Here is a 24,440-nt window from a genome sequence, read left to right as displayed (position 1 = left end):
TCTAAACCTTTTAAAAGTGGTGATGCGATTAGTACTAACGGTTCATGATCAAATTCATGAACTTTAAGCGAATCATTGTTTCCTACCTGATAGAGCACACCTAAATCGGCTTTTAGAATTAACCCAAGAGGGACTGAAAGTAGGAAATATTATGGAACTATAAGAAAAGTCTTTGTCAATAATTCTTATTTTTTAGTTATTTGAAACAAGATCTTAACATTTGAAACACTTTGGTGACATGTGTGTGGGTTCATTTTAAATTGAAAATGACTTAAGCAGTAACTCGCAACATCATGCAATAAAAGGAGTTTCATTATGATAATAAAATATATACCAGCAGTAGTCCTTACTTTAATTTCAACTAATATATTAGCCTCACCACCCCCTAATGTATTAATCTCCGCTCCTAATATGTTCGACGTGCCACCCAGTCCTCCTGGTAGTGGGGTTGACTCAGTCACAATTAGAACAACTTCCGGCCGTTCTGATACAACTATTTACGCAAATGGCCGAATGCAGGCAGCTGTAAATATAACTTACGAGCTTGCGGATGGTTACACTGTTACTGATATATCTGTACGCGAAGCTTACACAGAACGCGAGCTCCCTAGCCATTGGAATGTCAGCAACAGTAGTAATGGTTATGCACACGATATCGATGGGACTTTGGGCTCTCCCGGCAACTTCAGTTACGGGGACCCAGATAAACAAACTACCACATTATTTTTATCAACTGGTGTTCTCAATGATCGAACCATATGTGCAGAAGTAACAGCATCTAATGGTAATCGTTACTCAACATTATCCACATGTTCTGGAGATACAAACAATGGTCTTGTTTATATTGATACTATTCCTGAAAGGCAATACTCAATAAGTGACTTTGACCAAACAACTCCGATTAATACGTGGTATGACCTTAATGGTAACCCTAGTTCTCCTTGGGGGCATTATGCAGCCACTTACACGAAACTTACTCCAAAATCTTCTTCTAATATTATTATAAAAAGTATTGATGCGGGAACTAATATGCAGGATGACGGAAGAAGAATATTAATTGGCTCTAAGCTTCCAAAGGATAAAAAAGATTCAGCACTTTACGTCTTATACCCTAATAGAAATCAAACAAATAACTATGCATACTCTACTGGTTATCGCTGGGCGGTCACAAGAAGCTTTCCTGTAAATACTGCTAATGCTATCGTTTTTGCAGAGCTACGCGGTGTGCAAAGTAAGAGGGATAAAGTATATGTAAATATACTTATGAACTGGGAGACATTACAAAGAAATATTTCATTCTACGATATATATGGAAATAAAGGTCACATTAACATTGCTAGGAAAAATGTTAATGATGGTTATGGAAATATGTACTACAGGTTCTATTAAATTTATCTTTCCCTTGGTTTAATAATTTATAATGAGGTTGGTAAACTATGAGTAATATCGTCACCAGTAATGCATATAATTATTCAGAGTTTATCAACTCTGGGGTCGACAATAGAACAGGGAGCTATTCATTAAGTTTTGTTTTGGGTGAGTTGTTGTCGAACAACTTGTCTGGGCCGAACTTCAAAGCAGTAATCAACTATAATGCGCTAGACTCTCACCAAGGTGTATATGGCATTGGTTGGAGTCTGGCTATTACTTCATTTAATAAAAATACAGGTATCTTAACTCTCCAGTCAGGTCAACAATTTAAAATAGAGTGGAATAATAACTTAAATGAATATGATATTCCTTATCGTCGTTGTAAAGATATTCGTGTTTTCTATAAGTCGTTATCTGGTCAGTCAACGGGCGAAATAGTCGTTGCCCACAAAAATGGGGTGAAAGAACATATAAATTGGGATGATGGAACAGTTAGTCATATTCTATCTCCGCACGGGCATAGAATTGATTTTCATTATAGTTATTACAATAATGTGAAAGTTTTATGGAAAGTCTCTGATACTAATCATAATAGCCTTTATATTGATTGGTGGTCTACGCCTAGGCAAACAATTATCTCTATATTTAATCGTGATGACTTGAAAAGCAGAACAACGTTATGGAAAAGTGGGCAAGGTTTACTTCAATATATTTCGTTACCGAATGAGGATGATCTATACACAAGTATGGATTATAGATATGTGTCGACTTGTACGGCTCAGTTAATCACCAAAGTAATACATCCGACAGGCTTAATTGAAGATATCATTTATCGTGATGAAGGGCACAGTCTTCAAACTGGTGCACCAATATCAAAACTGCCATATGTTCAACAATATATTGTCACATCGGGAGAAAACCAAGATTCGACAATAACAGACTATGATTATTCAGATTTTAACTACCTAGGTTTCGGTAGCGACGCATCATGGGAAGCAGGTAAAGACATCCTTTTTTCTGCTAGGAAAGATTATAAATACTCCAGCACTGAGACAGTTGGAAGTTTGTCGATAGTTCGCATTTACAATAAGTATCATCTGTTAGAAGAAGAGTATTGTTATAACGATGGGGTACTCTACCAAGCTCAGAAAAATACCTACTTTGCAAACCTTTCATGGTCGATAGATTATCAACCAGCTAACTACAGCTTTGTAAGAAAGGAAGAGCTTACTTTTTATGTGGATGGAGAAACCCGCACGGAGTCTATAGAAAGAAGCATCGATGAATATGGCAATGAGACATGGTTAAGAAATGAGGATGGAAGTGAAATTCATCGTACTTTCTACCCGAAAGGAGGGGAGACAAAAAATGCATCTGGAAGTGTAGAGGGAAAAATAAATTGCCCACCGCACCCTTTTGGGATGGTTAGGTTTATGAAAAGTGAGAGGCTAATTCCTGCATCTAAGCATTATGGTGAAATGGATAGGGTTAAGACTGTCACTTATAAGAAAATAGATTCACTTATAGAAGGGGAGTATTTTGTAGCTCCTAGCGAACAAACTAACCATAACAACAAGATAATTTTCGAATATCACCAAGATAAAAGCAAGAAGTATGAATATGGCAGGCTGAAATCCAGAAAAACGATTGTCAATAATCTAGAGAGTACCTCAAAAAATGATTATGTATTTTCGGAATACAACCTAGAGATGGAAAATGTTCTCGTAACCCATGATGGACATATTGCTAAAAAGGCAGAAAAGTTTGATTACGTCACTGGTAACATGGCTCAAACTACGGATGACAAAGGAATTGTCATCAATATTGAACATAATAGCTTTGGTATGGTAACGGCTGAGACAGTTGCACCTGGTACTGATCGAGAAAAGAAGAAGAGCTTTGCCTACCACTATGGTAGCAACGAAAATCAAGTTGTTATTACAACCAATGCAGGTTTTAGCGAAACGTACCAATTTAACAATGCGGGAAACCTGATCCGTAAGAAGAAGAAAGACAAAAATAATATCGAAAGAGTGATCGAGGAGAGACATTATAACAATTTAGGGCAAATGATCTCAGCAACCTCAAGAGACTGGACTGATATTAAAGATACTGAAACTGGGACGATATCAACGAAGGAAGTCAGCAAGCTGGAATCTTATGAATATGACCTATGGGGAGAGGTGAGTAAATTGACGCGTCCTGATGGTGTCGCAGAGTTTGTTAGTAAAAACCCTGTTGCATTGACGGTAACTTCAGGAGTTGAAGGGCTTAGTTCTCAATTCTCTACCTATAATCTGGTTGGTAAAGAACTGACGACAAAGTTGTATGACAAAAATGGTGTAGAAAAATCGAAGACATCTAATAGTTACGATGGCTATCATCGATTGCGAGAGTCGACAGGCGCAAACGGTCAGGTAACCAGTTATGACTATGATAACTGTGATCGTATGACCGAGCAGTACATGATGCACAAAAGCGAAGAATATCGCATGTCTATGGAATACGAGTCATTTTCTACCACTGATCTGGCTTCTACTATTAAGCTGAATGGACACACTATTGGTACTAGAAACTATGATGGACTTGGACGTGTAAAAAATGAAACAAAACTCGGTGGTACCACATCTTTCTCCTATATGGGCTCTTCTTCTAAGGCTTCTAGGATAACAACACCAAATGGAAACATACTCTCAGTTGATTATGACCCTTATATTGATGAGGTGGTTTCTATCACTGAAGCAGCTGATGCCACAGTGTCTTGTTCTTATATTAATGACAGTGTTACGGGTTTTCTGAGAGAAGAGTCGACGTTACACAGTAAGAATGTCTATAGCTATAACACTGTCGGACAGTTGAGTAGTGAGACTGTGACTCTAGGCGATAATTCTCGGAGTGCTTCATTCGACTACTCTCTACTTGGAAACGTGCTCTACGAAACGGATTTTTGTGGCGTCGAGAAAGTGGTTGGTTACGATGAACTCGGAAGAGTTCAAACAATTAACTTTGAAGATAAAGGATGTAATACCTCTATCATTATTCACTACGATGATTTCGGAAGAGAAAAAGGATTCACGTCAACAAGCGGTGCTAATACGCTTAAAACGGAAGTTTATTTTAATGCAATTGGTAGCGAAGCAAAGAGAGAAATCACGATAAACGGTACGCTAAATACCAAGATTGAAAGCACCTATTATAGCAATGGGCTTATTCACAAACGCAGGTTTACCAACAGCAATCTAGGCATCACTACTGAAACGCTTACCTATGATAGCCTTAACCGTTTGGAGAGCTACAACTGTATAGGGGTTGATCTTCCAAAGGATTCTAAGGGTAAGTTTATTAGTAGCCAGTCTTATACTTATGATCATTTCGGTAACATAGAAACGGTATCTAGTGTATTTGCTGATAATTCGACGGATATCTGTACCTATACCTATGACTCTACACATGTCACTCAGTTGAAAAGGGTCTCGCACACACACGCAGACTATAGTGATTCAACATTTTCCTATGATAATGCCGGCAATATGCTTTCAGATGAAAAAGGCAGAGTATATAGCTATAACAGCTTTAACCGCCTCAAGTCTGTGCATGACGAGAATAACGATAAACTCTCTGACTATATATATGATTCTCGTGGTTTTTTAGCCATTCAGAAGCCTGCGGGTTATGCAGATATAGAATATTACTACCGTGGGGAAGGTGTGATTAACCAATGTAGTGGTGGTACAGAAACAAAAAATAAGAAATACAACAACAAAGACGTCATTTGTACCATTAATGATGGTAATGAGTGTCGAAACTTACTATTAGGTGCAGATAGTCAGGGGAGCAATATTGTTTCATTCAGTGATGATGGCTCTTCAACTCTGACGGACAATACTCGTTACACACCATTTGGAAACGCATAGCTAATCATTACTTTTCTATTAACAATTTGTCAAAATTGGGGATAATTATGAGTACAAACATATCCAGACGTAATTTGCTCAAGTCATGCTCATCGGTAGCAGTTCTACCAGCCTTACCTTTAGGGTTTCTTCTACCAGTCAATGCGATGGCTACTGAGTCCCTGTCTGGGGAGTTGATCAATAGAAACCTTATCGGTTTTCATGGGCAACCAATCGATCCTGTATTAGGCATTTATCGGTACGGTAATGGCTACCGCTTCTATAATCCATATTTACGCCGATTCCAACAATTTGATATGGAAACTTCCCCCTTTGGTGAGGCCGGCCCAAATGGGTACTTGTTTGTAAGTAATGACCCTTTCAATCGAATTGATCCCGATGGTCGCCTTGATATTCTTGGGCTTATAGGGGGAATTCTAAGCGTGATTTTCTCTATCGCAGCATTTACAGCGACCGTTTTATCAGGAGGGCTGGCTGCACCCACATTAGCTGCGGCACTATCTACCACAACTCTACTATCAGGTCTTGTTTCAGGCTCGACTGGGATTGCTGCTGCTGTTATAGATGACCCTTCTCATCCGGCTTATGGCCATTTATCAAAAGCTTCTTCATGGTCAGGCTTAGTTGTTGATGTTGCATCGGTTGCTATTGGTGGTGTCGGGGTGATGAAGTCGGGAACAAAAGCGATGGGGTTGGCTTCAAAAGCGAATAGAACTCTTGGATTCTCTACACAGAATATGATCCAACAGATATCTAAAGCAAAGTGGATCTCCAAAGTAGAAATGGGGCTGGAAACACTGGATACCATAGGTACTTCCATGGGTTTGGCAGCCAGTTACCAAGGAAACAGCACACTTAGTAAAGTCGGGATTGGGTTCAATATCGGGGCTAACATCGGTAAGCTTCCTTTCTATTCTAGAGTTCCAGCACGCATGGTAGCATCGAAGATATCAAGCGGGTTGGGGAGGCACTCTAGCAAAAATTTCAACAGTGGAAAAAGTAGCGTTGATTTCTTAGGTAAGAAACTTGGCTCAGCAAGTGACGGCCAAGTCGCACTGGCAAAAGCGGGAAAAGAGACGGTTCGGAGTACACGAATAGCTCGGAATATTGTTCAAAAGATAAATATGTATGCTCCAACGTCGGTATTAAGAACTGGATTAATCGGGCCAGCTTCCATTAACTCTGAACTTTCTAGCGAGATAATTGAAATTGGTGATTTTTACTCTGATCTTAAAAGGCACGAAGGATGGAAAGGGAAAGGTTCGGAGAACAGCGGGTATGGCTATGGATTAGAGTATTTGAATTAAATGGTTTCAGTATCAGTAGCGAAGTTGCCTTAAGCGATAGCCTTATTGAGCGCGCTTTAAGTCATCAGGTATTGTGCTTTCAACGTACTTGTAGGTAGCTCAATAGCGGCATTGTCCTCTTTAATATTTATTTTGCATACAGTCGATAAAGACTTCCATTGCTGGTGTTACGCATTTACCAGAGTGATAGCCACAACGCGGTTTGATCATTTGTGGTTTATCGCTAAAGGCAAGCTCTTGTAAGCGGCCTTCTCGTAACTCTTTTTCAACCGTAAAGCGAGGAAGGTAAGAGATTCCAATATTGCTTTCGACGCAGTTTTTAATGGTATTGATGCTACTTAGCTCAATCATGTTGTCGATGCTGATATTACGCTCATGGATGATGGTTTCAAATGTCTGTCTAAATAGGCATTTGGGACCATTGCTGATGAACCCCACATCGACGTGCTGGTCTGGTTTTTGTAAATCTAAACCTTTCAAAAGTGGTGACGCGACCAGTACTAGTGGTTCATGATCAAACTCATGTACTTTAAGAGAATCATCGTTTCCCACCTGATAGAACACGCCTAAATCGGCTTTATCAGCAATCAATTCATCGCGAATTCTATAGCAATTTTGCGATTGTAAAGAGAGCCTAACTTTAGGTGCTCTGAGTCGAAACTCTTTTAAAATATTGGCCATCTTATAGGCGAGTTGAGTTTCGGCGATCAGTACTTTTAACTCACCAGTTGGCTCTGAGCTCTCTTGCTGCGCGGTTCCTTCGATGTTTTCCATCACTCTTGTGAGTTCATAAACGTAAGGAAGGATCTTTTCTCCTGCTTGAGTGAGCACCATTTTGCGCCCAATCTTTTCGAAAAGTTGTAGTGATAGATCCTGCTCCAATTGCTTGATCTGAAAAGTCACCGTTGACTGTGTGCAGTAGAGCTTTTGTGAAGCTTTTAGAAACGAGCCTTCCTCGACAATGGTTTTAAATGTAAGGAAGCGCTTTAAATTCATGACCAAACTCCTGATGAATATAGTTCGAAAAGTTAAAACTCTAAGTTCAAATATATTCAATTTTTAAATTAATTGTAGGGAAGTATAGTGCACAAAAAACAGGAGAGATAGAGATGAGTGCAATCTATACCGCATTTTTCACCTACGTAATCATTACTTCGATCACGCCAGGGCCGAACAATATTTTATCGCTCAGTGTTGCAACGCAGCATGGGTTAAAGCGTTCGAGCAAAGTGATCTCTGGGATGTTCTGTGGATACATTGTTTTAATGCTATTGTGCGGCATTTTTACGTATCACATGGTGAACCTTTTACCTGTGATTACACCTTGGCTGACATGGGTTGGCGCGGCTTACATTGTATGGTTGGCTTGGGGAATCGCGACAAGTGATATTAAAGCTGCATCGGAAGATTCTGAAGGTATAACCTTCCTGACAGGCTTTGGTCTGCAGTTTGTGAACGTCAAAATCATTCTCTATGGTGTAACATCGATTTCGACGTTTGTACTGCCTTACACTCAGGACATCGTTTGGATTTTAGCGACGAGCCTATTACTTGCGTTTATTGCTTTGGTGAGCAACATGATCTGGGCGGTCGCTGGGAAGTTGCTTCAATCGCAGTTCCAAAAATATGGTAAGGCCATCAATATCACTTCAGCCCTAACGTTGCTTTACTGTGCAGTGCAGTTGTTTGCCTGAGTGGGCTAAAGTCAAAGGCGAGTTTTTAAAAGGCGCACCAAATGGTCCGCCTTTGCTAATGATACCTATCTTTGATTCATCTGAGCTTGTACAGAAGTCGCGCCGAAATAGGTTATTCGGTAAGGTCCGCCACTTTTAGAGCTAATCATTTTCTTTCTTTTTAGGCTTCTAAATACATCGATTGTGCAATTTGATAAGCCATAACCTTCGCGGGTAAAACAAATGACTTCTGTGAGTTTTCTATTTTCATCTAAGTAACGACGAATCTCTCCGCCCATAGCAAGTGTGTGAAGTACACGTTGCTCTTGTTTTGATAAATTCACGGGATCTCTCCAGTTATAGTTTAAATTTTCCTCATGGTTGGTTTTGAAGATGTGCTTGTCGCCCTTGGCAGCAAACACGGCGCTTATACAATACTATTTAGTGTTCTAGTCAAAAATCACCTTGTTAATGGTCGTTTAAGTTCTAAGTACAGACGCTATATTTGGTCGTCTGGGTTGCTCCACATGAGTGGGTTTGCGAACACACCGTTTATGGTTGATGAAGACTTGCCAATTCCGTTTAGTGCTCCAGGCGTTATTTCACGAGCAAACCAGAATTCTGGTGTTTCGCCAGAACCCACAGGCAATGCGACACTATGTTTCGCATTGAAGCGTCGAGCATAATGTTTCGGATCTCCGAGAACGAATACCACATCTGCACTTAGTTCGTTTTCAGCCTGTTCCATAAGTTGTGTTGCGTAACCTTTACCTTGATGAGCTGGTAATACCGCTAGTGGAGCGAGTACAAAACATTTCAATTGAGGGGCGCGATCAATCGTTATTGGTGTGTAACATGCGTGTGCGACACCTTTAAATAAGATTGAGTAATTGCCTTCGTCTATGAGGTCTTTGGCAAACTGAGCATATAATTTTGCGTGTGCTTCGGTGTAATAACTGTCTGCGTTAAACGCTTCAAACTGTATTTCGTATGGAGTTTTCATCTTTCATTCCTGTTATTCAAAAGTGGCTGACCGGATGGTCGGTTTGATGTTGGTTGAAAAAATACGCACCAAATTGTGCGTAGTTAAGAGTTTATCGGCGGTATTTTTTAATAAATTCTTGCTTGATCTCTTCAATCGGAAAATCATCATTCAGCAGGTAGTTCATTGCAATACCGTCGATTTCGGCGATAAACATCTTAGTGATGACTGATGGATTGCTATATCCAAGAGCCTTAAACACGGCTTCAGTCGAAACTTGTAACCCTTTGTACCTTTCTTCAATCAAGTCAACTACGATCGCTCTCGTCGTAGGGTGCACCATAACGCTAAAGTTGAACTGGTACATTTTACGGTGTTCAGACACAGTCATTCCGTCAAAGATAGAATCAATGAGAGATTCTATGCGGATGTCGTTGCTGCCTACATTCGCATCTTGTTGGTCAACCTCTTCAATTATCGTAGTGATATGAATGAAGACTTCTCGAAGTAGCTCATTTTTGTTCTTGAAGTGATGAAAAACCAGCCCTTTGGATACCTCTGCTTCTTCACAGATTACAGAAATTGGCGTTTTTTCGAACCCGTTTTCTGAAAACATACGAGTCGCGACTTCAATAATATGTTGTCTTTTGTCCATGGTTTTAACTTACTTTAAACTTGCTGACCGTCTGGTCGGTTTGTAATTTAATTGCTCGAAAGGATCTTGTCAAGCAGCTTGATCCTTTGAACCTCGATACGCTCTCAATGACTTGAGGAAATCGCTTTATCGTTATGAACGGTTACTTGCTTTGGGGGTAGTGAATCACATCGTGGAATACGGCGTTTTCCTTGCCTATATTTTTGTATCCATGAAGCTGATTAGCGTTAAAGCGAACGGCTTGGCCGGCTTGCAATCTATGCCATTTCCCATCAAAAAATACTTCCATTTCGCCAGAAATACATAAGATGTGTTCAGTAACGCCTAAGTTGTGCGGCTCTGACTCGTGCTGATAGTTCGGGGCGAGGGTAAGTTCGAATATCTCAAAGCCAAGCGCAGGCTCAAAAGGGAACAACAAGCTGACAAAAAAACCAACGTTGTACTCTTCGCGTCTAAGCTCATTAGCGTCTCTAAATAGGCTGGTAAGTTCATTGTTAGAGCTGGTGGTGATAAAGCTCGAAAATGAAACCTCGAACCCTGAAGCAATCTGCCATAGCTTCGCGACAGTTGGGCTAGATTCGCCACGTTCTATTTGCCCCAGCATGGCCTTGCTGACACCTGTTTCTTTCGCTGCTTTGTCTAGACTCCAGCCTTTGTCCTTACGAAGACGCTTTAAGTTATCACCGACTTTTATTTCTGTTTGCATATTTTTTCAACAAATAACTTGTGCGCTATAACGCACAGATGCTAGATTGATTGTATGGACGTTATAACGCACAAGGAGGGTGATTAACATGACTCAGTTAAAATTTTCTCATATCAGTACAGGATTTATCGCCGTTTTCATTGGTTATGCGAGTGCAGCAGCGATCATTTTCCAAGCTGCGATGAGTGCTGGCGCAACGGAAGATCAAGTTGCTTCTTGGTTTTGGGCGCTAGGCATTGGTATGGGTTCGACGACGATATTAATGTCTCTGTATTATAAAAAACCGATTGTTACCGCGTGGTCGACACCTGGAGCTGCCTTACTGATCACCTCTCTTGATGGCTTAACGATGAATCAGGCGATCGCTGTGTTTTTGTTTAGCTCACTATTGATTACGCTGGTGGGGTTAGCGGGTATATTCGAAAAGGTGTTAAAGCAGATCCCAACATCAATTGCATCGGCCATGTTAGCCGGGATCTTACTGCAATTTGGCCTTGGTCTATTTACGTCGCTCATGGAAGAGTTACTCATTGTCGCCGTGATGCTAGCACTGTTCATACTAGCCAAAGTTCGATTGGGTAACTTGCTGATTCCTTGTATTTTCTTAACCGCACTCGTTATGTGTATCGGGATGGGGAAACTCGATCTTACACAAGTGACAATGGGTATTACCTCGCCAGTGTTAATGGTTCCAGACTTTGAACTTTTCTCGATGATCAGTGTTGGTATTCCATTGTTTATTGTGACAATGGCCTCTCAAAATTTGCCGGGATTTGCGGTCTTAAAAGCGAATGGCTACAAGGTTGATTCGTCTAAAGTGATTACGACAACCGGCGTTACTGGATTGCTATTGGCACCTTTTGGTGGATTTGCGTTTAATTTAGCGGCGATAACAGGGGCTATTTGTATGGGGCCTAATGCCGACGAAGATCCAAAAACACGATATATGGCAGGCGTGTCGATGGGCGTATTTTATCTCTTGGCGGGTATAATGGGTATGTCGTTTGTCTCACTGTTTAGCGCAGTTCCTCAAGCTGTCGTAATTGCGATTGCTGGGTTAGCGATTATGCCCACGCTGTTGAATTGCTTATCGGTTTCTATGGCGGACTCCCAATACCGTGAGCCCGCTTTGTTGACGTTCTTATTAACCGCATCTGGTATCAACCTTCTTGGAATAGGTAGTGCGTTTTGGGGATTATGTATGGGCTTGGCTTGTTGTTGGTTACTGAATCGTCGAGCAAACGTCGCGCAAGTGAAGGGGCAGTCGTCAACTTAATCGTGGCTTAAACCCTTTTGAATCGAGAACAATGTATAATGAGCGAATTATTCCTCCCAATCTAAGCGATGTTAGTGTTGTTCTAACAATGGATTATCAATGAAATTACAGAAGATCGATAAGCAGTTATACCGTTCACGTTTAAACATTGTCATTGTCGCGTGTATCGCAGTCTTAGCGGTATCTAGCCTTGCTATCTCTCAGGCTCTTATTTTCCTGTTTCCATCAGAGTCTGGTTCTCACTTCCACTGGAATTTACTTGGCGTGATTGTCAGCGCAATAGGTGTGGTGATGACGTTAATTAAGCTCAAGACACATCCAAAAATGCACGAAGTAGCCTACGTTTGGGATCTTAAGCAGGCGTTAAACCTCATTTACCGTAAGAAGAGAAAGCTTGATGCCGCAGCAGAGCAGGGCAACGCAGATGCAATGCTGGCGCTTCAATTTAGCTACGATGGCTCTCGTCAGCTTTGGCAATTGGACGACAATACCATCACGATGGATAGCTTGAATACCGCTCAAGCTAAACTGGATGATTTGATAGAAGAACACAGTGTGAAGTTAGATATTTCGAATTATGATTCGGCGATTCTTAAGGCGTTTTAAGTCGTCGTTAGGTTAGATTTCTTCTAATCGTTTTCTTCCAAATACCTATCTCATAGTGAACTCATTAATAGCAGGAATGACACCTGCTATTAGAGGGCCCTAACTCGGTCGTACCTCCCTCCCGGGGATTGCAGTGAAATAGCAGAAACCTCTTTAGTTACCACGGCAGTTTCTCCCTAGTCATTTAAGCCACTAGAACGATATTCAACTTAGATACTTATATTAAGGGAATGATTTTATATTGAGACCCTTGATATTTGATTACGTGAAATAGCTGCTATATTTATTTGACGATTTTGTAAACACAATTAAGAGCAAACCTATGCCGCTAGTACATAAAGCCTGTTTTTCCATAATCGCTTTGATTTCTCTTGTAGCTTGTTCTTCAGTAAATGAAGTAAATAGAGGTAATTATGGTGACTTCCAACGTTCATTAAATAATAAATCTCACGGTTACACTTTGACCACAGATCCTTTGTCTGAAAGTGCTTCTGAAGCCTTAGTTGAACGATTCGAAGTTCGCTATGGTGATTGTGCTTCTAATCAAGATTGGAATGATTGTAAAAAAGACAGGGAGAGAAGCGAACTTAGTGAAAGAAACAAGGCAACTCACAATGGGGATCACTATTGGTATGGTTGGGAAATTTACTTTCCAGACGGTTACACGAATATTTACCCAACTAAAGTAGCGCTAGGCCAGTTTCACCAAGTTAACTCTTATCCAGTCTGGATGTTTCAAAACGCAGATGGCGGCTATTATCTAGATGATCAAGTATGGGGGGGAACTCGCAAACTATATCCTTTGATATCAGAAGAGGAACTGAGAGGTAAGTGGCACAAAATCGAAATAGACGTTAAGTGGTCACGAGATGATAACGGTTGGTTTCGGGTTTGGGTGAATGGTGAGCAGAAGGTTGATTATTCTGGACAGACAATGGAAGCAAATACGGTGTACTTTAAGTATGGAATATATCGCTCGTTTTTAGAACGTTATAGACTTAGATACTCGAAGAGTATAAAGCCTACAAAAGATGACATTGTACCGACACAAACGGTTTTCTATAAGAATGTTTCTAGGGCAAATAACCGAGAAGATTTGCTTCGCTAACAGTGAGATTGCTCGGAAGTGGGTTCACCACAGGGAGAGCACCTGTAGAATAAGCTTCAAGTAACTAAAGGTCGGTTATTTTAATACCGACCTTTTTTGTTGGATTACAACAACTTTTGTTATCTCGCCTCAAATCACTTCTTAAACGTCAGGTTCAACGTAAGAGGCACTCTATCAGAGATCTCAATACCTCCAACTGTTGCGGCTAGATCGGTTAAGTTCTTACTCGGGATCCCAAAGTCAGAAGCACCAATAATCACAGGTGCGCTAGAGCTCACCATCACGGTATTGTCAGCATTTAACACGACAACTGGGAACTCAATAGACTTGGTTGTGCCAAACAAAGTTACCTCAGCCGGTACTTTCATTCTATGTGAGCCGTTGTCTAATGATGTCCAATCAACTTTTCCTTTTACCGTCACAGGAGAATGCTTCGCTGACTCAAAGAAAAGTTCATTAAGGCGGGTATTACGGATGGCAATCCCGGTCTCAATCCCGTTTAGATCAATAGAGACAGTAAACTGACCACTGTTGTCTAACGTTCCTGATAGGCTGTTTATCGTCGCTGGTTCAATGACATACTGCTTTTTAATAGTGGCAAAGCTTATCGAGGAGTAGTCTGAATCTAATGTGTAGTTATCTGCAGCGATGGACACGCCAGAAAATAGCGTGAGTACAATAGCGAAGGTAGATAGGACTGTTTTCATTTTTTATTACCTCTTATTTTTTGAAGGTATGTGTTGAGCATATTTGTTGAGCAATGTGCTTCTCGATAGTAGTTCGGATTTAAGAAAATTTTTGAGAAACTCAGTCCAATAATTTTGCAGAGCTGCTTCCGCAATTCTGAAAAAACAAAAAAGCCAGCGACCAATATCGCTGGCTTCCTCATTATTAATTGCAGTTATCCATACGCTACACTTGGGAACCAGAGTACTAACTGGGGCCACATCACCAAACAGATAAGTGCGGTAAGCTGAATTAAGATAAACGGAATCACGCCGCGGTAAATATCTTTGAGTGCAACACCATCTGGGCAAACGCCTTTTAAGTAGAACAAGGCAAAGCCAACAGGCGGGGTCAAAAAGCTTGTTTGCAGCGCCATGGCAACCAACATCACAAACCATACTAAGCTTGGGTTATCGACCACGCCATGACCGTCAAGCTCAATACCTAAACTTGAGATAACCGGAGCCAAAAGCGGTAAGGCGATAAGCGTAATCTCAATCCAATCTAAGAAGAAACCGAGCAAGAACACAATCAGCAAGATAAACGCGATAATGCCGTACGGGCCAAATGGCAAGCTGGTTAGGAATGACTCAATTAGCTCATCACCACCTAATTCGCGCAATACCAAGGCAAAGCAAGATGCGCCAAGGAAGATCATAAAGATATATGCGGTAGTCCCATACGAAGAGAGTAAGACCTCTTTAAGCACTTTAAGGTTGAGCTTTTTATTGTAGGCCGCGAGTAGCGTTGCGCCCATTGCCCCAATACCAGACGCTTCAGTTGGCGTTGCAACCCCCGCGAAGATAGACCCAAGCACACAGAAAATCAACATCACTGTCGGGGTAATATCTTTGAACACTTGCAGGATCAAACCCCATTCAACAGGCTGAACGTCTTCAGGCACTGGCGCTTTGCTCGGGTTCATTTTGCCGACAATCAAGATATACAGAATGTACAAGCTACCCAGCAATAACCCCGGCATAATCGCGCCCATGAATAAATCACCAACGGATAAGCCAAGCTGATCGGCCATGATAACCAGCATGATCGATGGCGGCAGAAGAATACCAAGTGTACCCGCAGAGGCGACCGTACCCAGCGCAAGCGGTAAATGGTAGCCTTGACGCATCATGCTCGGCAGAGACATCACAGTAAGCAGTACGACAGACGCGCCGATAATACCAGTTGAAGCGGCGAGAATAATACCGATTGCCATAACGGTAATCGCTAAACCGCCATGAACCTTACCAAACAGTGCTTGCATTGAAGACATTAGCTTCTCGGCAATACCAGATTTATCGAGCATGTTCCCCATAAAGATAAACATCGGAAGCGCGACCAAAATCCAGTTATCCATAATCTTATAAATACGGTTAACGACTAAGCCTAAGCTGGTGTAATCCAATCCGGTGAAGGTATCTAAATAGATATCAGCAAAATAACCAATCGCCGCAAAGACAACACCGATTCCGCCCAGAACGTAGGCGACAGGAATGCCGGTAAATAGCAGTAAGATAAAAGAGCCAAACATGGCAATAACGATCCATTCATTAGCTTCCATGATGCTCTCCTTGAGATGTGTCGCCTTTAAACAAGGTTTCGATGTTACGTAAGATTCTGGCCACCATCGATAGTAGCAGTAGGCAGAAGCTCAAAGGGATAACGCTCTTAATTAGCCAGCGATAAGGCAAGCCAGAAGGGGAGGCGGAGCTTTCATTCACACGCCAAGATTCATAGGCGAAGTCATAGGAATGGAGTATCACCACAACAACAAATGGAATCGCTAATAAAGACAATCCGAATAGGTCGACTAATGCTTTTTTACGCTCTGAAAACTTGTGATAGAAGATATCGACACGAACGTGCAAGTTACTTACTTGCGCATAAGCGGTACCAAACATGACGGCAGTGGCGTAAAGGTGCCATTGCAGTTCTTCTAGTGCGATTTGTCCGTTGGCAAAAATTTTGCGCAGCACGACTTGGGTTATAATCACCAAGACTAAAGCTAAGTTGGTCCACGCGAGAAAGCGGCTAGTACTGGTGATTGCTCGTTCTATATGAAAATAGAGAGGATAAGTAGGGGTAGAATAAAGTACCTTGCTCATTGGCAACTCCTTACAACCAATGGCCGACAACACTGCCGGCCAACAGGTCCAATTCACACGGGATTATTGATTTTGTGTTTGACGCGGTAAGAATCCATTTGCTGACCAAAGCGCATAACCTTTACGGAACTGGCTTAAGTCATCCCACACTTTGTTGAAGAATGGGTCTTCTGTCTTCTTCTCTTCTACGACTTCAAGCCACGTATTTTCGAACAGGCTTAGCATTTCATCGTTCCAGTAACGGATCTCAACACCATTTTCTTTGGCTTTTTCCATCGCTGAGTATTGCAATGCTTCACCTTCAGCAATCGAGTAAGTCATAGTCGCCATACAAGTGGTTTCTACTGCGGCTTGCTGAGCATCACTCATTTTGCCCCAAGTATCTTTGTTGATTAGCAGCTCAAAGACAGTTGATTGTTGATGCCAACCAGGGAAGTAGTTGTATTTGGCTACTTTGTGGAAGCCTAGACGCTGATCGATAGCAGGTTGAGAGAACTCAGACGCATCAATCGCGCCTTTCTCCAATGCACCAAAGATTTCACCGCCTGGCAACTGAACTGTACCTACGCCCAGTTTTTCCATAACAGATGCGCCAAGGCCAAAGAAACGCATGTTGAGACCTTTAAGATCTTCAGGCTTTTCGATTGGCTTACGGAACCAACCAGAAGTTTCAGGCGAAATGATCGCACAAGGAACAACTTTTACGTTGTAGCCACCTTCGTCATACATTTGTTGGTACAGTTTCAAACCATTACCAAAGAACAACCACGCCATGTATTCCCCGGCTTCTGGTCCAAATGGAACTGCTGAGAAAAGAGCAGACGCAGGCAATTTACCTTGCCAGTAACCAGCCGTTGAATAACCGGAGTTCACTTTACCTGTTGATACCGCATCAAGGATCTCGGCTGGGCTAACCAGCTTACCCGGCTCATAGATTTTCATTTTGATAGTACCACCAGAAGTTTTGGTGATGTGGTCGGCGTACCATTGAATAGGTGTACCTAGAGCAGGCAAGTGACTACCGAAAGCGATAGGGGTCTTAAGTAATATTTTCTTGTCAGCGGCATGAGCTGAAACTGATAGACCCGCAGCAGCGATAGCAAGTGCAGAGGCAATGGCAGCTTTCTTAAAGTTCATGGTGTTCTCCTTGTTTGACGATGTTCCATGTCGATCTTGGTAAATGTGAACGCCGCGTATTTATTTGTGTTAATGCGATGTTACATTTGTGGCTAAGTGTAGAGAGGAGATTTATTGCGCTCTATTGGCAAAATTGCGCAAATTTTATCCGTAGAAAAGGCAATTTTCCGCACGATCTTTCAGTAAAACTACGTACTCGCATGGATGGGAATATGGGATTTGTAAGCAACCGACGACTGACAGTAAACATTATATTGTTGTCGATCGTGCCACTTATTATTGTGGTCTCAATTGTTGCGAATATTCTATTTAGTCAGGCAAAACAATTAGTTGAAGAGCAAGTTGCACTGACAAGAAACAATGTGCTGGCGGTGAAAAAGCAAGAATTGAAGCAGTACGTAGAAATGGCAGTCAAAAGTATCGAGCCTTACTACTCAGATGAATCCCTAACCCCTGCGCTTGCGAAGCAAATTGTTATCGAAAAATTGAGCCAGCTCACGTATGGCAGCGATGGATATTTCTTTGCCTATACATGGGAAGGTGATGCCCTAGTGTTGCCATATCAAAAAGATCGCATAGGAAAGAACTGGTGGCATGTAGAAGACGTTCAAGGTAAGAAACTACTCCAAGAACTAATCCATGCGGGTAGAGAAGGTGGCGGATTTGTTGATTACCTTTGGCATAAGCCCTCTAAAAAAGAACCGCTACCTAAGCTGAGTTACGCTATCTCATTAGATAAATGGCAATGGATGGTGGGTACGGGTGTCTATCTTGATGATATTGAGCGTCAAGTAGAGCATATGGAAAGTGGCTTTGATCAGAATATTGGTAAAACCAGTACAGCATTGTTTGGACTGATGTTTGTCGCGGTGACCGTGATTGCAGGGCTTGGTGCTTCACTCAACCTTAATGTTAGGCGTTTGGCTAACCAGCAACTTAGTGTGTTGAATCAACAGATCATAGATTCACAAGAGAACGAACGTCGCCGAGTCTCAAGAGAGTTGCATGATGGTGTTAACCAACTATTGGTTGCGGCCAAGTACCGTTTAGACAATGTCACCAAAGAACAAGATGAAGAGAAGAAGCGGTTTGAGCTCGATGCGAGCAAGAACGCGATGGAACATGCCATTGTTGAGGTTCGCCGGATCTCGCGTGATTTACGACCTCCGCAACTGGATGATTTGGGTTTGGTCGCAGGTATTGAAACCTATATCAATGAATTGAGAGATCGCGTTCAAATGGAGCTCGTATTTGAGCATGATATAGAAGGGCTCGAGTTTTTGCCGCAAGTTGAAACAACGCTTTATCGGGTGGTGCAAGAAGCACTGCACAACGTGGAAAAACATGCCAATGCACAAGGCGTGGATGTGATTATGCAGCGTGAAGGACAAATGCTGATCTTAACCATTAGCGATGATGGTATTGGTATTCCTGCCAAGCAGTTGAAATTGAAGAACAACAGTGGCGCCCATTTTGAGCATATGGGGTTACAAAATATGAAAGAACGGATTCAAGCGATAGGCGGAAAGTTTACCGTCACCAGTGAGCAGGGTGAAGGAACGGAAGTACGCGTGAGCTTAAACATGGAGTTTGTATGATTAGATTGATATTGGCGGATGACCACCGCCTGATGCAAGACGGGCTTAAGTCGCGATTGGAGCGGGAAGATAACTTAGATATTGTTGGGTGTGTTGGTACAGGCACTGAGGCCTTAGAAGCGACATTGAATTTAAAACCCGATGTACTGCTACTCGACATCAACATGCCCAAACTTAATGGAATTGAAGTGTTAGAACAGTTAGCAAAAACCAACTCTGCCACCTCGGTGATTATGTTATCTATGCATGACAGTCGTGATTATGTGGTTCGCTCGGTTAAAGCAGGTGCGAAAGGCTATGTGTTAAAAGATGTTGGCTCAGAAGAACTCGTTATGGCGATTAACCAAGTCGCACAAGGTCGTTCTTATTTATGCCCACAAGCTTCCGATCGTTTGCTTGAGCAGATAAATGAAGCGCCAGAAGAGAAAGATGACACCTTGTCCAAGCGGGAGTCTGATGTACTAAAAGCGATAGCAAACGGCGCATGCAATAAAGAAATCGCAGATTCGCTGCATATCAGTGTGCGTACTGTTGAAACTCATCGCTTAAGAATCAAGAAGAAACTTGGTGCTACGTCGACTGCAGCGCTGGTTAAGTTAGCGTTACAAAAGGGGTTGGTGACTTAATGTCTAAGAATCTTCTTTCTAGCCGACAACCCATTCTCGACAAAATCGTCTTTTTTTGCGCGGTGGTGAGAAGTGGATCATTTCGAGAAGCCTCAATCCAGCAAGGACTATCACCAGCTGCCGGAAGCCGCTGGGTAAAAGAATTAGAAGACGCTCTGTCAGTCGAACTGATCAAACGCAGCACACGCCAATTAGTTGCAACTCAAGCTGGCCAGTTACTTTATGATCGATTTTCGCCTCTGTTGCCAGACATCAATAGTCTATGTGAAGAAGTACAAAACTTAGCAGAAGAGCAACAAGGCGAAATCCGAATCTCATCGACGCCGCTATTTGCACGTCAGTATCTAACTAAGATTGTCGCTGAATATATGCAAAAGCACCCGAAGGTGAACTTTCGCATCTTTATTGAAGCGGGAGAGTTTGACCCGCTAACCATCGACTTTGCCTTTCGAGCCAGTGCCAGTTATGAAGGCGAACGTGATATCGATTCCTTGTTAGTTAGAAAACGCCTGTTGCGTGAAACGCTCTATTTATGTGCGTCACCGGAGTACATCAAACAGTACGGCGAGCCCGTTAACCCAGAGCAGCTCAAACAACATCGTTGCCTTTATGCGAAAACTTTGCTCAGTGGTAATCGTTGGTGTTTTGAATACCAAGGGGAGTCTGAGATCGTCATCATTCAAGACACGCTCGAATGCGATAACAGTGAAATGTTATTGGATTTAGCGCTAGAGCATGCCGGCGTTGCTTACTTGCCCCATTCACTAGTCAATCCAGCACTTGAATCTGGTGAACTCTGTCAAATTATGGCCAACTACCAATGCGCTAGTTTTGATGTTGATATGTTCTACCGTCCTCGTTCACCGATGCCAGAGCGCTGCAGTGGCTTCAAGCAGTACTTGGTTGAGCGCGTGGCAACACTGAGAGTCTGAATAATCACAATTGTTCCTATTATGAAATTCAGAATCTACATATATGCAATTATCATTGAGTAACTCTGCGTCTAAGCTGCTTTAAGAAGTTATAACAAGCAATCAAGGAAGAGCGTAGTGGTAGCGAAGTTAACGCCAGAGCAGGCAGCAAATTGGATCAATGATGGCGACGCCATTCTACTCGGTGGATTTATTGGCAGCGTAGTACCTGAAGCGATAGAGCGTGCGATTGGTGAGCGCTTTAGCGAGACTCAAACTCCTCGTGACTTAACCTTGATATTTGCCGCAGGCCAAGGTGATGGTAAAGGGCGAGCGATCAATCATTTAGCTCATCAAGGGTTAGTAAAATGTGCCATTGGCGGTCATTGGGGGCTTGTTCCTAAACTGCAGCAACTGGCGAATGATAATCTCATCCAAGGTTACAATCTTCCTCAGGGCATTATCTCTCATCTTCTTAGAGACACCGCGGCAGGAAAGCTTGGCACACTGAGCAAAGTCGGTTTAGGTACCTTTGTCGATCCACGTATTGAAGGTGGAAAAATCAATTCTGTCACCGACAAAGAGTGGGTAGAAGTAGTGGATCTGCTGGGTGAAGAACATTTGTTTTACCACAAGCTACCTGTCACCGTGGCGGTCTTGCGTGGCACAACCGCTGACCAAGATGGCAACATTACTATGGAAGATGAGTGCTTGACGGTTGAAAGTCTCGCCGCTGCTCAGGCTGCAAAGAACAATGGTGGTCGAGTGATTGTTCAAGTTAAACAGGTTGTTGAAAGTGGCACGCTAGACCCACACGCGGTCAAGATACCGGGTATTTTCGTTGATGCCGTTGTCGAGTGTGAAGATATTCAAGAACACATGCAGACCTTCGCTACAGTGATGAACCCTGAGTTTGTTGGTATCGCATCGAGTGACACTGTCACTAAATCTAGTAAACAAGAGTGCACATCACTGAATGCCAAAACCCTAATTGCACGTAGAGCGGCGATGGAACTCAAAGCGGGCTCGATTCTTAATTTAGGTATTGGTGCGCCAGAATACATCGCTGAAGTGGCACGTGAGGCAGGTGTGTTAGATAAGTTTATCTTAACGGTTGAACCCGGCGCAATTGGTGGTACACCGCAAAGTGGACTCGATTTTGGTGCTTCGCGCTTACCTCAGGCCATTATTGGTCAAGATCAGATGTTTGATTTCTATGACGGTGGCGGCGTCGACCAAGCGTTTCTCGGCTTGGCTCAGTGTGATGCGAAAGGTGATATCAATGTTTCGCGTTTTGGTAGCAAAATTGCTGGTTGTGGCGGGTTTATCAATATCACCCAAAACGCAAAGCAAGTGGTGTTCTGTGGCACCTTTACCGCACAAGGTTTAAAGCTCGAAGTACAAAACGGTGAGCTAGAGATCGTCACAGAAGGTAAGCAAAACAAATTCATCAGCCAAGTCGAACAAATAACCTTCAGCGCTAACCAAGCGCTGATGAAAGGCACACCTGTACTCTACATTACCGAGCGAGCGGTGTTTCGTTTAATCAAGCAGGGCCTTGAGTTGATAGAAATTGCGCCAGGGATCAATCTGCAAACCGATGTGCTGGATCATATGGCCTTTGTGCCTGTCATTAGCTCGTCATTAAAGCTTATGGATACCGCCATATATCAGCCAGAGTTTGAACTTACTATTAATGCCGGCACTGACTAGGTGTCCGCCAAGTACTCGTAACTTGTCAGTTTAGTGAAGCAGTCATACACAAAAAGGATATCAAAATGTTTGAGAATAAAGTGTGCATCGTTACTGGTGCAGCCCAAGGAATAGGTAAAGCGATTGTTGAACGATTCGCTAACCAAGGAGCTTTGAAGATATACGCCCTAGACATGAATGAAAAAGCACTAAATGCTGCTTATGAGGCCGTTAATAACGTTACATCAGTAGTGATGAACATTTGCGACCGACAAGCGGTATCTGAGCTGGTGGAGCAGATTCAAGCTGACCACGGCCGCGTCGATGTATTGGTGAATAACGCAGGTATTACCCGTGATGCCCTTATCGAGAAAATGACCGAAGATGAATGGGATGCGGTGATCAACGTTAACCTAAAAGGGGTCTTTAATCTCACTCAAGCGGTTGCGCCAATCATGATGGAAAACAACGCAGGCTCAATCGTAACCATGTCTTCAGTAGTTGGGACGGACGGCAATATCGGTCAAAGTAACTATGCCGCAACTAAAGGTGGTGTGATTGCAATGACTAAAGGCTGGGCTAAAGAGTTTGCTCGTAAAGGTGCTCAGGTACGTGCTAACTGCGTGGCTCCGGGTTTTGTAGCGACCCCAATGACTGAGGGTCTACCGGATAAAGTGCTCGACTTAATGAGAGCTAAAACGCCGTTAGGCAGAATGGGCACACCGGAAGACATTACCAATGGGGTTGAGTTTTTAGCCAGTGACAAAGCGAGCTTTATTACTGGCCAAGTACTAAAAATCGACGGTGGATTGGTACTTTAAGATGACTCAGAAAGTATATATTGTCGCAGCAAAGCGGACCGCAATTGGTTCTTTCCTTGGTAGTTTGAGTTCAGTGTCTGCGGTCGAACAGGGGGCAGAAACAATTAGAGCAGCGTTGAAGCAAGCGAATATCCAACCGGAATGGGTTGATGAAGTTATCGCGGGCAACGTGTTGGGCGCAGGACAAGGTCAAGGAGTTGGTAGGCAAGCGTCCATTCATGCTGGTATTCCTGCCTCGGTGCCTGCATATACCCTGAATATGATTTGTGGCAGTGGTATGAAAACTGTACTCAATGGTATCAATGCGATTAAATCTGGTGACGCGAATCTGGTGGTTGCAGCGGGTATGGAAAGCATGAGTAATGCGCCGTTTGTGATGAGTGGGAAATCTCGCCAGGGAAACAAATTAGGCGATATGGCGATGGTTGACTCGCTGCTCAAAGATGGACTTACCGATGCGTTTGGTGATTTTCATATGGGGATCACCGCAGAGAACATAGCCAAGCAGTACGACATTAGCCGCGAGGAGCAAGATCAGTTTGCGTTAACAAGTCAACAAAGAGCTCAAGTGGCTATTGAGGAGCAGCGCTTTGAGGATGAAATCGTGCCAATCAGCATCAAGACTCGAAAAGGTGTGTCTGAGTTTTCGGTTGATGAGCACCCAAGGGCCGACGCAACAATTGAAGCACTGGCGAGGTTGAAGCCTGCCTTTGAGCATTCTGGTAGTGTCACTGCTGGTAATGCGTCAGGCATAAATGATGGCGCAGTGGCGCTAGTCTTAGCTAATGAGCAAGCGGTAGAGCAATATCAATTAACGCCTCTAGTTGAGGTGTTAGCGACAGGGCAAGGTGGCGTAGAGCCTGATGTGATGGGCTTAGGTCCGATTCCTGCTGTTGGGCAAGCACTTGAACGTTCCGGGTTGATGTTGGATGACATTGAACGTTTAGAGCTCAATGAGGCCTTTGCCGCACAAGCATTAGGTGTCATTAAAGGCTTGGCCGAGAAACATCAATTGTCTGAAAGCTGGTTTGCTGACAGAACCAACGTTAATGGCGGGGCAATTGCGCTAGGTCATCCGATAGGGGCCTCTGGAGGACGAATCCTTACTAGCTTGATATATGAACTTATCCGCTCGAAGGCTCAGTTAGGTTTAGCCTCTTTGTGTATCGGTGGCGGAATGGGTACGGCGATCATTGTCAGACGAGTTGAGCAATAAAAAGGCGAGC

At 42.8% G+C, this 24,440-nt stretch carries 22 protein-coding genes; 13 read left to right on the top strand and 9 right to left on the bottom strand.

What is annotated here, in order from left to right; all coding sequences use genetic code 11:
* Positions 1-315: 315 nt before the first annotated feature.
* The 3 genes from AAFX28_RS01105 to AAFX28_RS01095 are packed head-to-tail and all read left to right on the top strand — an operon-like array spanning position 316 to position 6,592.
* On the top strand, positions 316-1,389 hold the full coding sequence (locus tag AAFX28_RS01105) for a hypothetical protein (RefSeq protein ID WP_408684854.1): 1,074 nt from the start codon (positions 316-318) through the stop codon (positions 1,387-1,389).
* Positions 1,390-1,436: 47 nt separating this feature from the next.
* Positions 1,437-5,285, top strand: a complete 3,849-nt coding sequence (locus AAFX28_RS01100) for a hypothetical protein (protein ID WP_408684852.1) — start codon at positions 1,437-1,439, stop codon at positions 5,283-5,285.
* 47 nt (positions 5,286-5,332) lie between these two features.
* On the top strand, positions 5,333-6,592 hold the full coding sequence (locus tag AAFX28_RS01095) for an RHS repeat-associated core domain-containing protein (RefSeq protein WP_408684851.1): 1,260 nt from the start codon (positions 5,333-5,335) through the stop codon (positions 6,590-6,592).
* A 120-nt stretch (positions 6,593-6,712) separates the two neighbouring features.
* Here the strand turns inward: AAFX28_RS01095 and AAFX28_RS01090 are convergent, their stop codons facing one another.
* Entirely contained in the window at positions 6,713-7,588 is an 876-nt protein-coding gene (locus AAFX28_RS01090; protein WP_408684849.1) for a LysR family transcriptional regulator, read from the bottom strand.
* Between the two features lie 113 nt (positions 7,589-7,701).
* Here AAFX28_RS01090 and eamB point away from each other — a divergent pair, with 113 nt between their 5' ends.
* Positions 7,702-8,286, top strand: a complete 585-nt coding sequence (eamB, locus tag AAFX28_RS01085; protein ID WP_408684847.1) for a cysteine/O-acetylserine transporter — start codon at positions 7,702-7,704, stop codon at positions 8,284-8,286.
* Between the two features lie 65 nt (positions 8,287-8,351).
* Here eamB and AAFX28_RS01080 read toward each other — a convergent pair whose 3' ends face one another.
* The 4 genes from AAFX28_RS01080 to AAFX28_RS01065 all read right to left on the bottom strand — a co-directional run bounded on the left by AAFX28_RS01080 (position 8,352) and on the right by AAFX28_RS01065 (position 10,608).
* Positions 8,352-8,687: a YjhX family toxin gene (locus AAFX28_RS01080; RefSeq protein WP_408684845.1), complete on the bottom strand. Its 336-nt coding sequence runs from the start codon at positions 8,685-8,687 to the stop codon at positions 8,352-8,354.
* Positions 8,688-8,764: 77 nt separating this feature from the next.
* Positions 8,765-9,268 (bottom strand): GNAT family N-acetyltransferase, encoded by a 504-nt coding sequence (locus tag AAFX28_RS01075; RefSeq protein ID WP_408684844.1) that lies wholly within the window; start codon positions 9,266-9,268, stop codon positions 8,765-8,767.
* 91 nt (positions 9,269-9,359) lie between these two features.
* Entirely contained in the window at positions 9,360-9,902 is a 543-nt protein-coding gene (locus tag AAFX28_RS01070; RefSeq protein WP_408684842.1) for a TetR/AcrR family transcriptional regulator, read from the bottom strand.
* Positions 9,903-10,044: 142 nt separating this feature from the next.
* Positions 10,045-10,608, bottom strand: a complete 564-nt coding sequence (locus AAFX28_RS01065; RefSeq protein WP_408684840.1) for a helix-turn-helix domain-containing protein — start codon at positions 10,606-10,608, stop codon at positions 10,045-10,047.
* An 88-nt stretch (positions 10,609-10,696) separates the two neighbouring features.
* On the opposite strand from AAFX28_RS01065, the gene AAFX28_RS01060 reads away from it, so the two are divergent.
* The 3 genes from AAFX28_RS01060 (at position 10,697) to AAFX28_RS01050 (ending at position 13,598) form a co-directional block, all read left to right on the top strand.
* On the top strand, positions 10,697-11,884 hold the full coding sequence (locus AAFX28_RS01060) for a benzoate/H(+) symporter BenE family transporter (protein WP_408684838.1): 1,188 nt from the start codon (positions 10,697-10,699) through the stop codon (positions 11,882-11,884).
* Between the two features lie 99 nt (positions 11,885-11,983).
* On the top strand, positions 11,984-12,490 hold the full coding sequence (locus AAFX28_RS01055; RefSeq protein ID WP_408684837.1) for a DUF3087 domain-containing protein: 507 nt from the start codon (positions 11,984-11,986) through the stop codon (positions 12,488-12,490).
* A 322-nt stretch (positions 12,491-12,812) separates the two neighbouring features.
* Positions 12,813-13,598, top strand: coding sequence for a heparin lyase I family protein (locus AAFX28_RS01050; protein WP_408684835.1), 786 nt, complete (start codon positions 12,813-12,815; stop codon positions 13,596-13,598).
* Positions 13,599-13,732: 134 nt separating this feature from the next.
* Here AAFX28_RS01050 and AAFX28_RS01045 read toward each other — a convergent pair whose 3' ends face one another.
* The 4 genes from AAFX28_RS01045 to AAFX28_RS01030 form a co-directional block, all read right to left on the bottom strand.
* The gene (locus AAFX28_RS01045) at positions 13,733-14,305 is read right to left on the bottom strand and encodes a YceI family protein (protein ID WP_408684833.1); all 573 of its coding nucleotides are present in this window, start codon (positions 14,303-14,305) and stop codon (positions 13,733-13,735) included.
* Between the two features lie 194 nt (positions 14,306-14,499).
* Positions 14,500-15,885: a TRAP transporter large permease subunit gene (locus tag AAFX28_RS01040; protein WP_053439048.1), complete on the bottom strand. Its 1,386-nt coding sequence runs from the start codon at positions 15,883-15,885 to the stop codon at positions 14,500-14,502.
* Entirely contained in the window at positions 15,875-16,429 is a 555-nt protein-coding gene (locus AAFX28_RS01035) for a TRAP transporter small permease subunit (protein WP_408684831.1), read from the bottom strand. The genes AAFX28_RS01040 and AAFX28_RS01035 overlap by 11 nt, the downstream gene beginning before the upstream one ends.
* 63 nt (positions 16,430-16,492) lie before the next feature.
* Positions 16,493-17,566: a TRAP transporter substrate-binding protein gene (locus AAFX28_RS01030; RefSeq protein WP_408684830.1), complete on the bottom strand. Its 1,074-nt coding sequence runs from the start codon at positions 17,564-17,566 to the stop codon at positions 16,493-16,495.
* Positions 17,567-17,778: 212 nt separating this feature from the next.
* On the opposite strand from AAFX28_RS01030, the gene AAFX28_RS01025 reads away from it, so the two are divergent.
* The 6 genes from AAFX28_RS01025 (at position 17,779) to AAFX28_RS01000 (ending at position 24,430) form a co-directional block, all read left to right on the top strand.
* On the top strand, positions 17,779-19,164 hold the full coding sequence (locus tag AAFX28_RS01025; protein WP_408684828.1) for a cache domain-containing protein: 1,386 nt from the start codon (positions 17,779-17,781) through the stop codon (positions 19,162-19,164).
* A complete protein-coding gene (locus AAFX28_RS01020) occupies positions 19,161-19,790 on the top strand; it encodes a response regulator (RefSeq protein ID WP_408684826.1) in 630 nt (209 codons plus the stop codon). The genes AAFX28_RS01025 and AAFX28_RS01020 overlap by 4 nt, the downstream gene beginning before the upstream one ends.
* A complete protein-coding gene (locus AAFX28_RS01015; protein ID WP_408684824.1) occupies positions 19,790-20,722 on the top strand; it encodes a LysR family transcriptional regulator in 933 nt (310 codons plus the stop codon). Before AAFX28_RS01020 ends, AAFX28_RS01015 begins: the two co-directional genes overlap by 1 nt.
* Before the next feature lie 117 nt (positions 20,723-20,839).
* On the top strand, positions 20,840-22,414 hold the full coding sequence (locus AAFX28_RS01010) for an acyl CoA:acetate/3-ketoacid CoA transferase (RefSeq protein ID WP_408684822.1): 1,575 nt from the start codon (positions 20,840-20,842) through the stop codon (positions 22,412-22,414).
* A gap of 65 nt (positions 22,415-22,479) precedes the next feature.
* Positions 22,480-23,214 carry a beta-ketoacyl-ACP reductase gene (locus AAFX28_RS01005; RefSeq protein ID WP_408684820.1) on the top strand — a complete coding sequence of 245 codons (735 nt, stop codon included), beginning with the start codon at positions 22,480-22,482 and terminating at the stop codon, positions 23,212-23,214.
* A gap of 1 nt (position 23,215) precedes the next feature.
* Positions 23,216-24,430, top strand: a complete 1,215-nt coding sequence (locus tag AAFX28_RS01000) for an acetyl-CoA C-acetyltransferase (RefSeq protein WP_408684818.1) — start codon at positions 23,216-23,218, stop codon at positions 24,428-24,430.
* The last annotated feature ends 10 nt before the right edge of the window (positions 24,431-24,440 follow it).

The organism is Vibrio sp. TBV020 (assembly GCF_046056895.1).
GTDB lineage: Bacteria > Pseudomonadota > Gammaproteobacteria > Enterobacterales > Vibrionaceae > Vibrio.
Note: the sequence above shows the minus strand (reverse complement) of the source record. Positions and strands in the feature narration are given on the sequence as shown.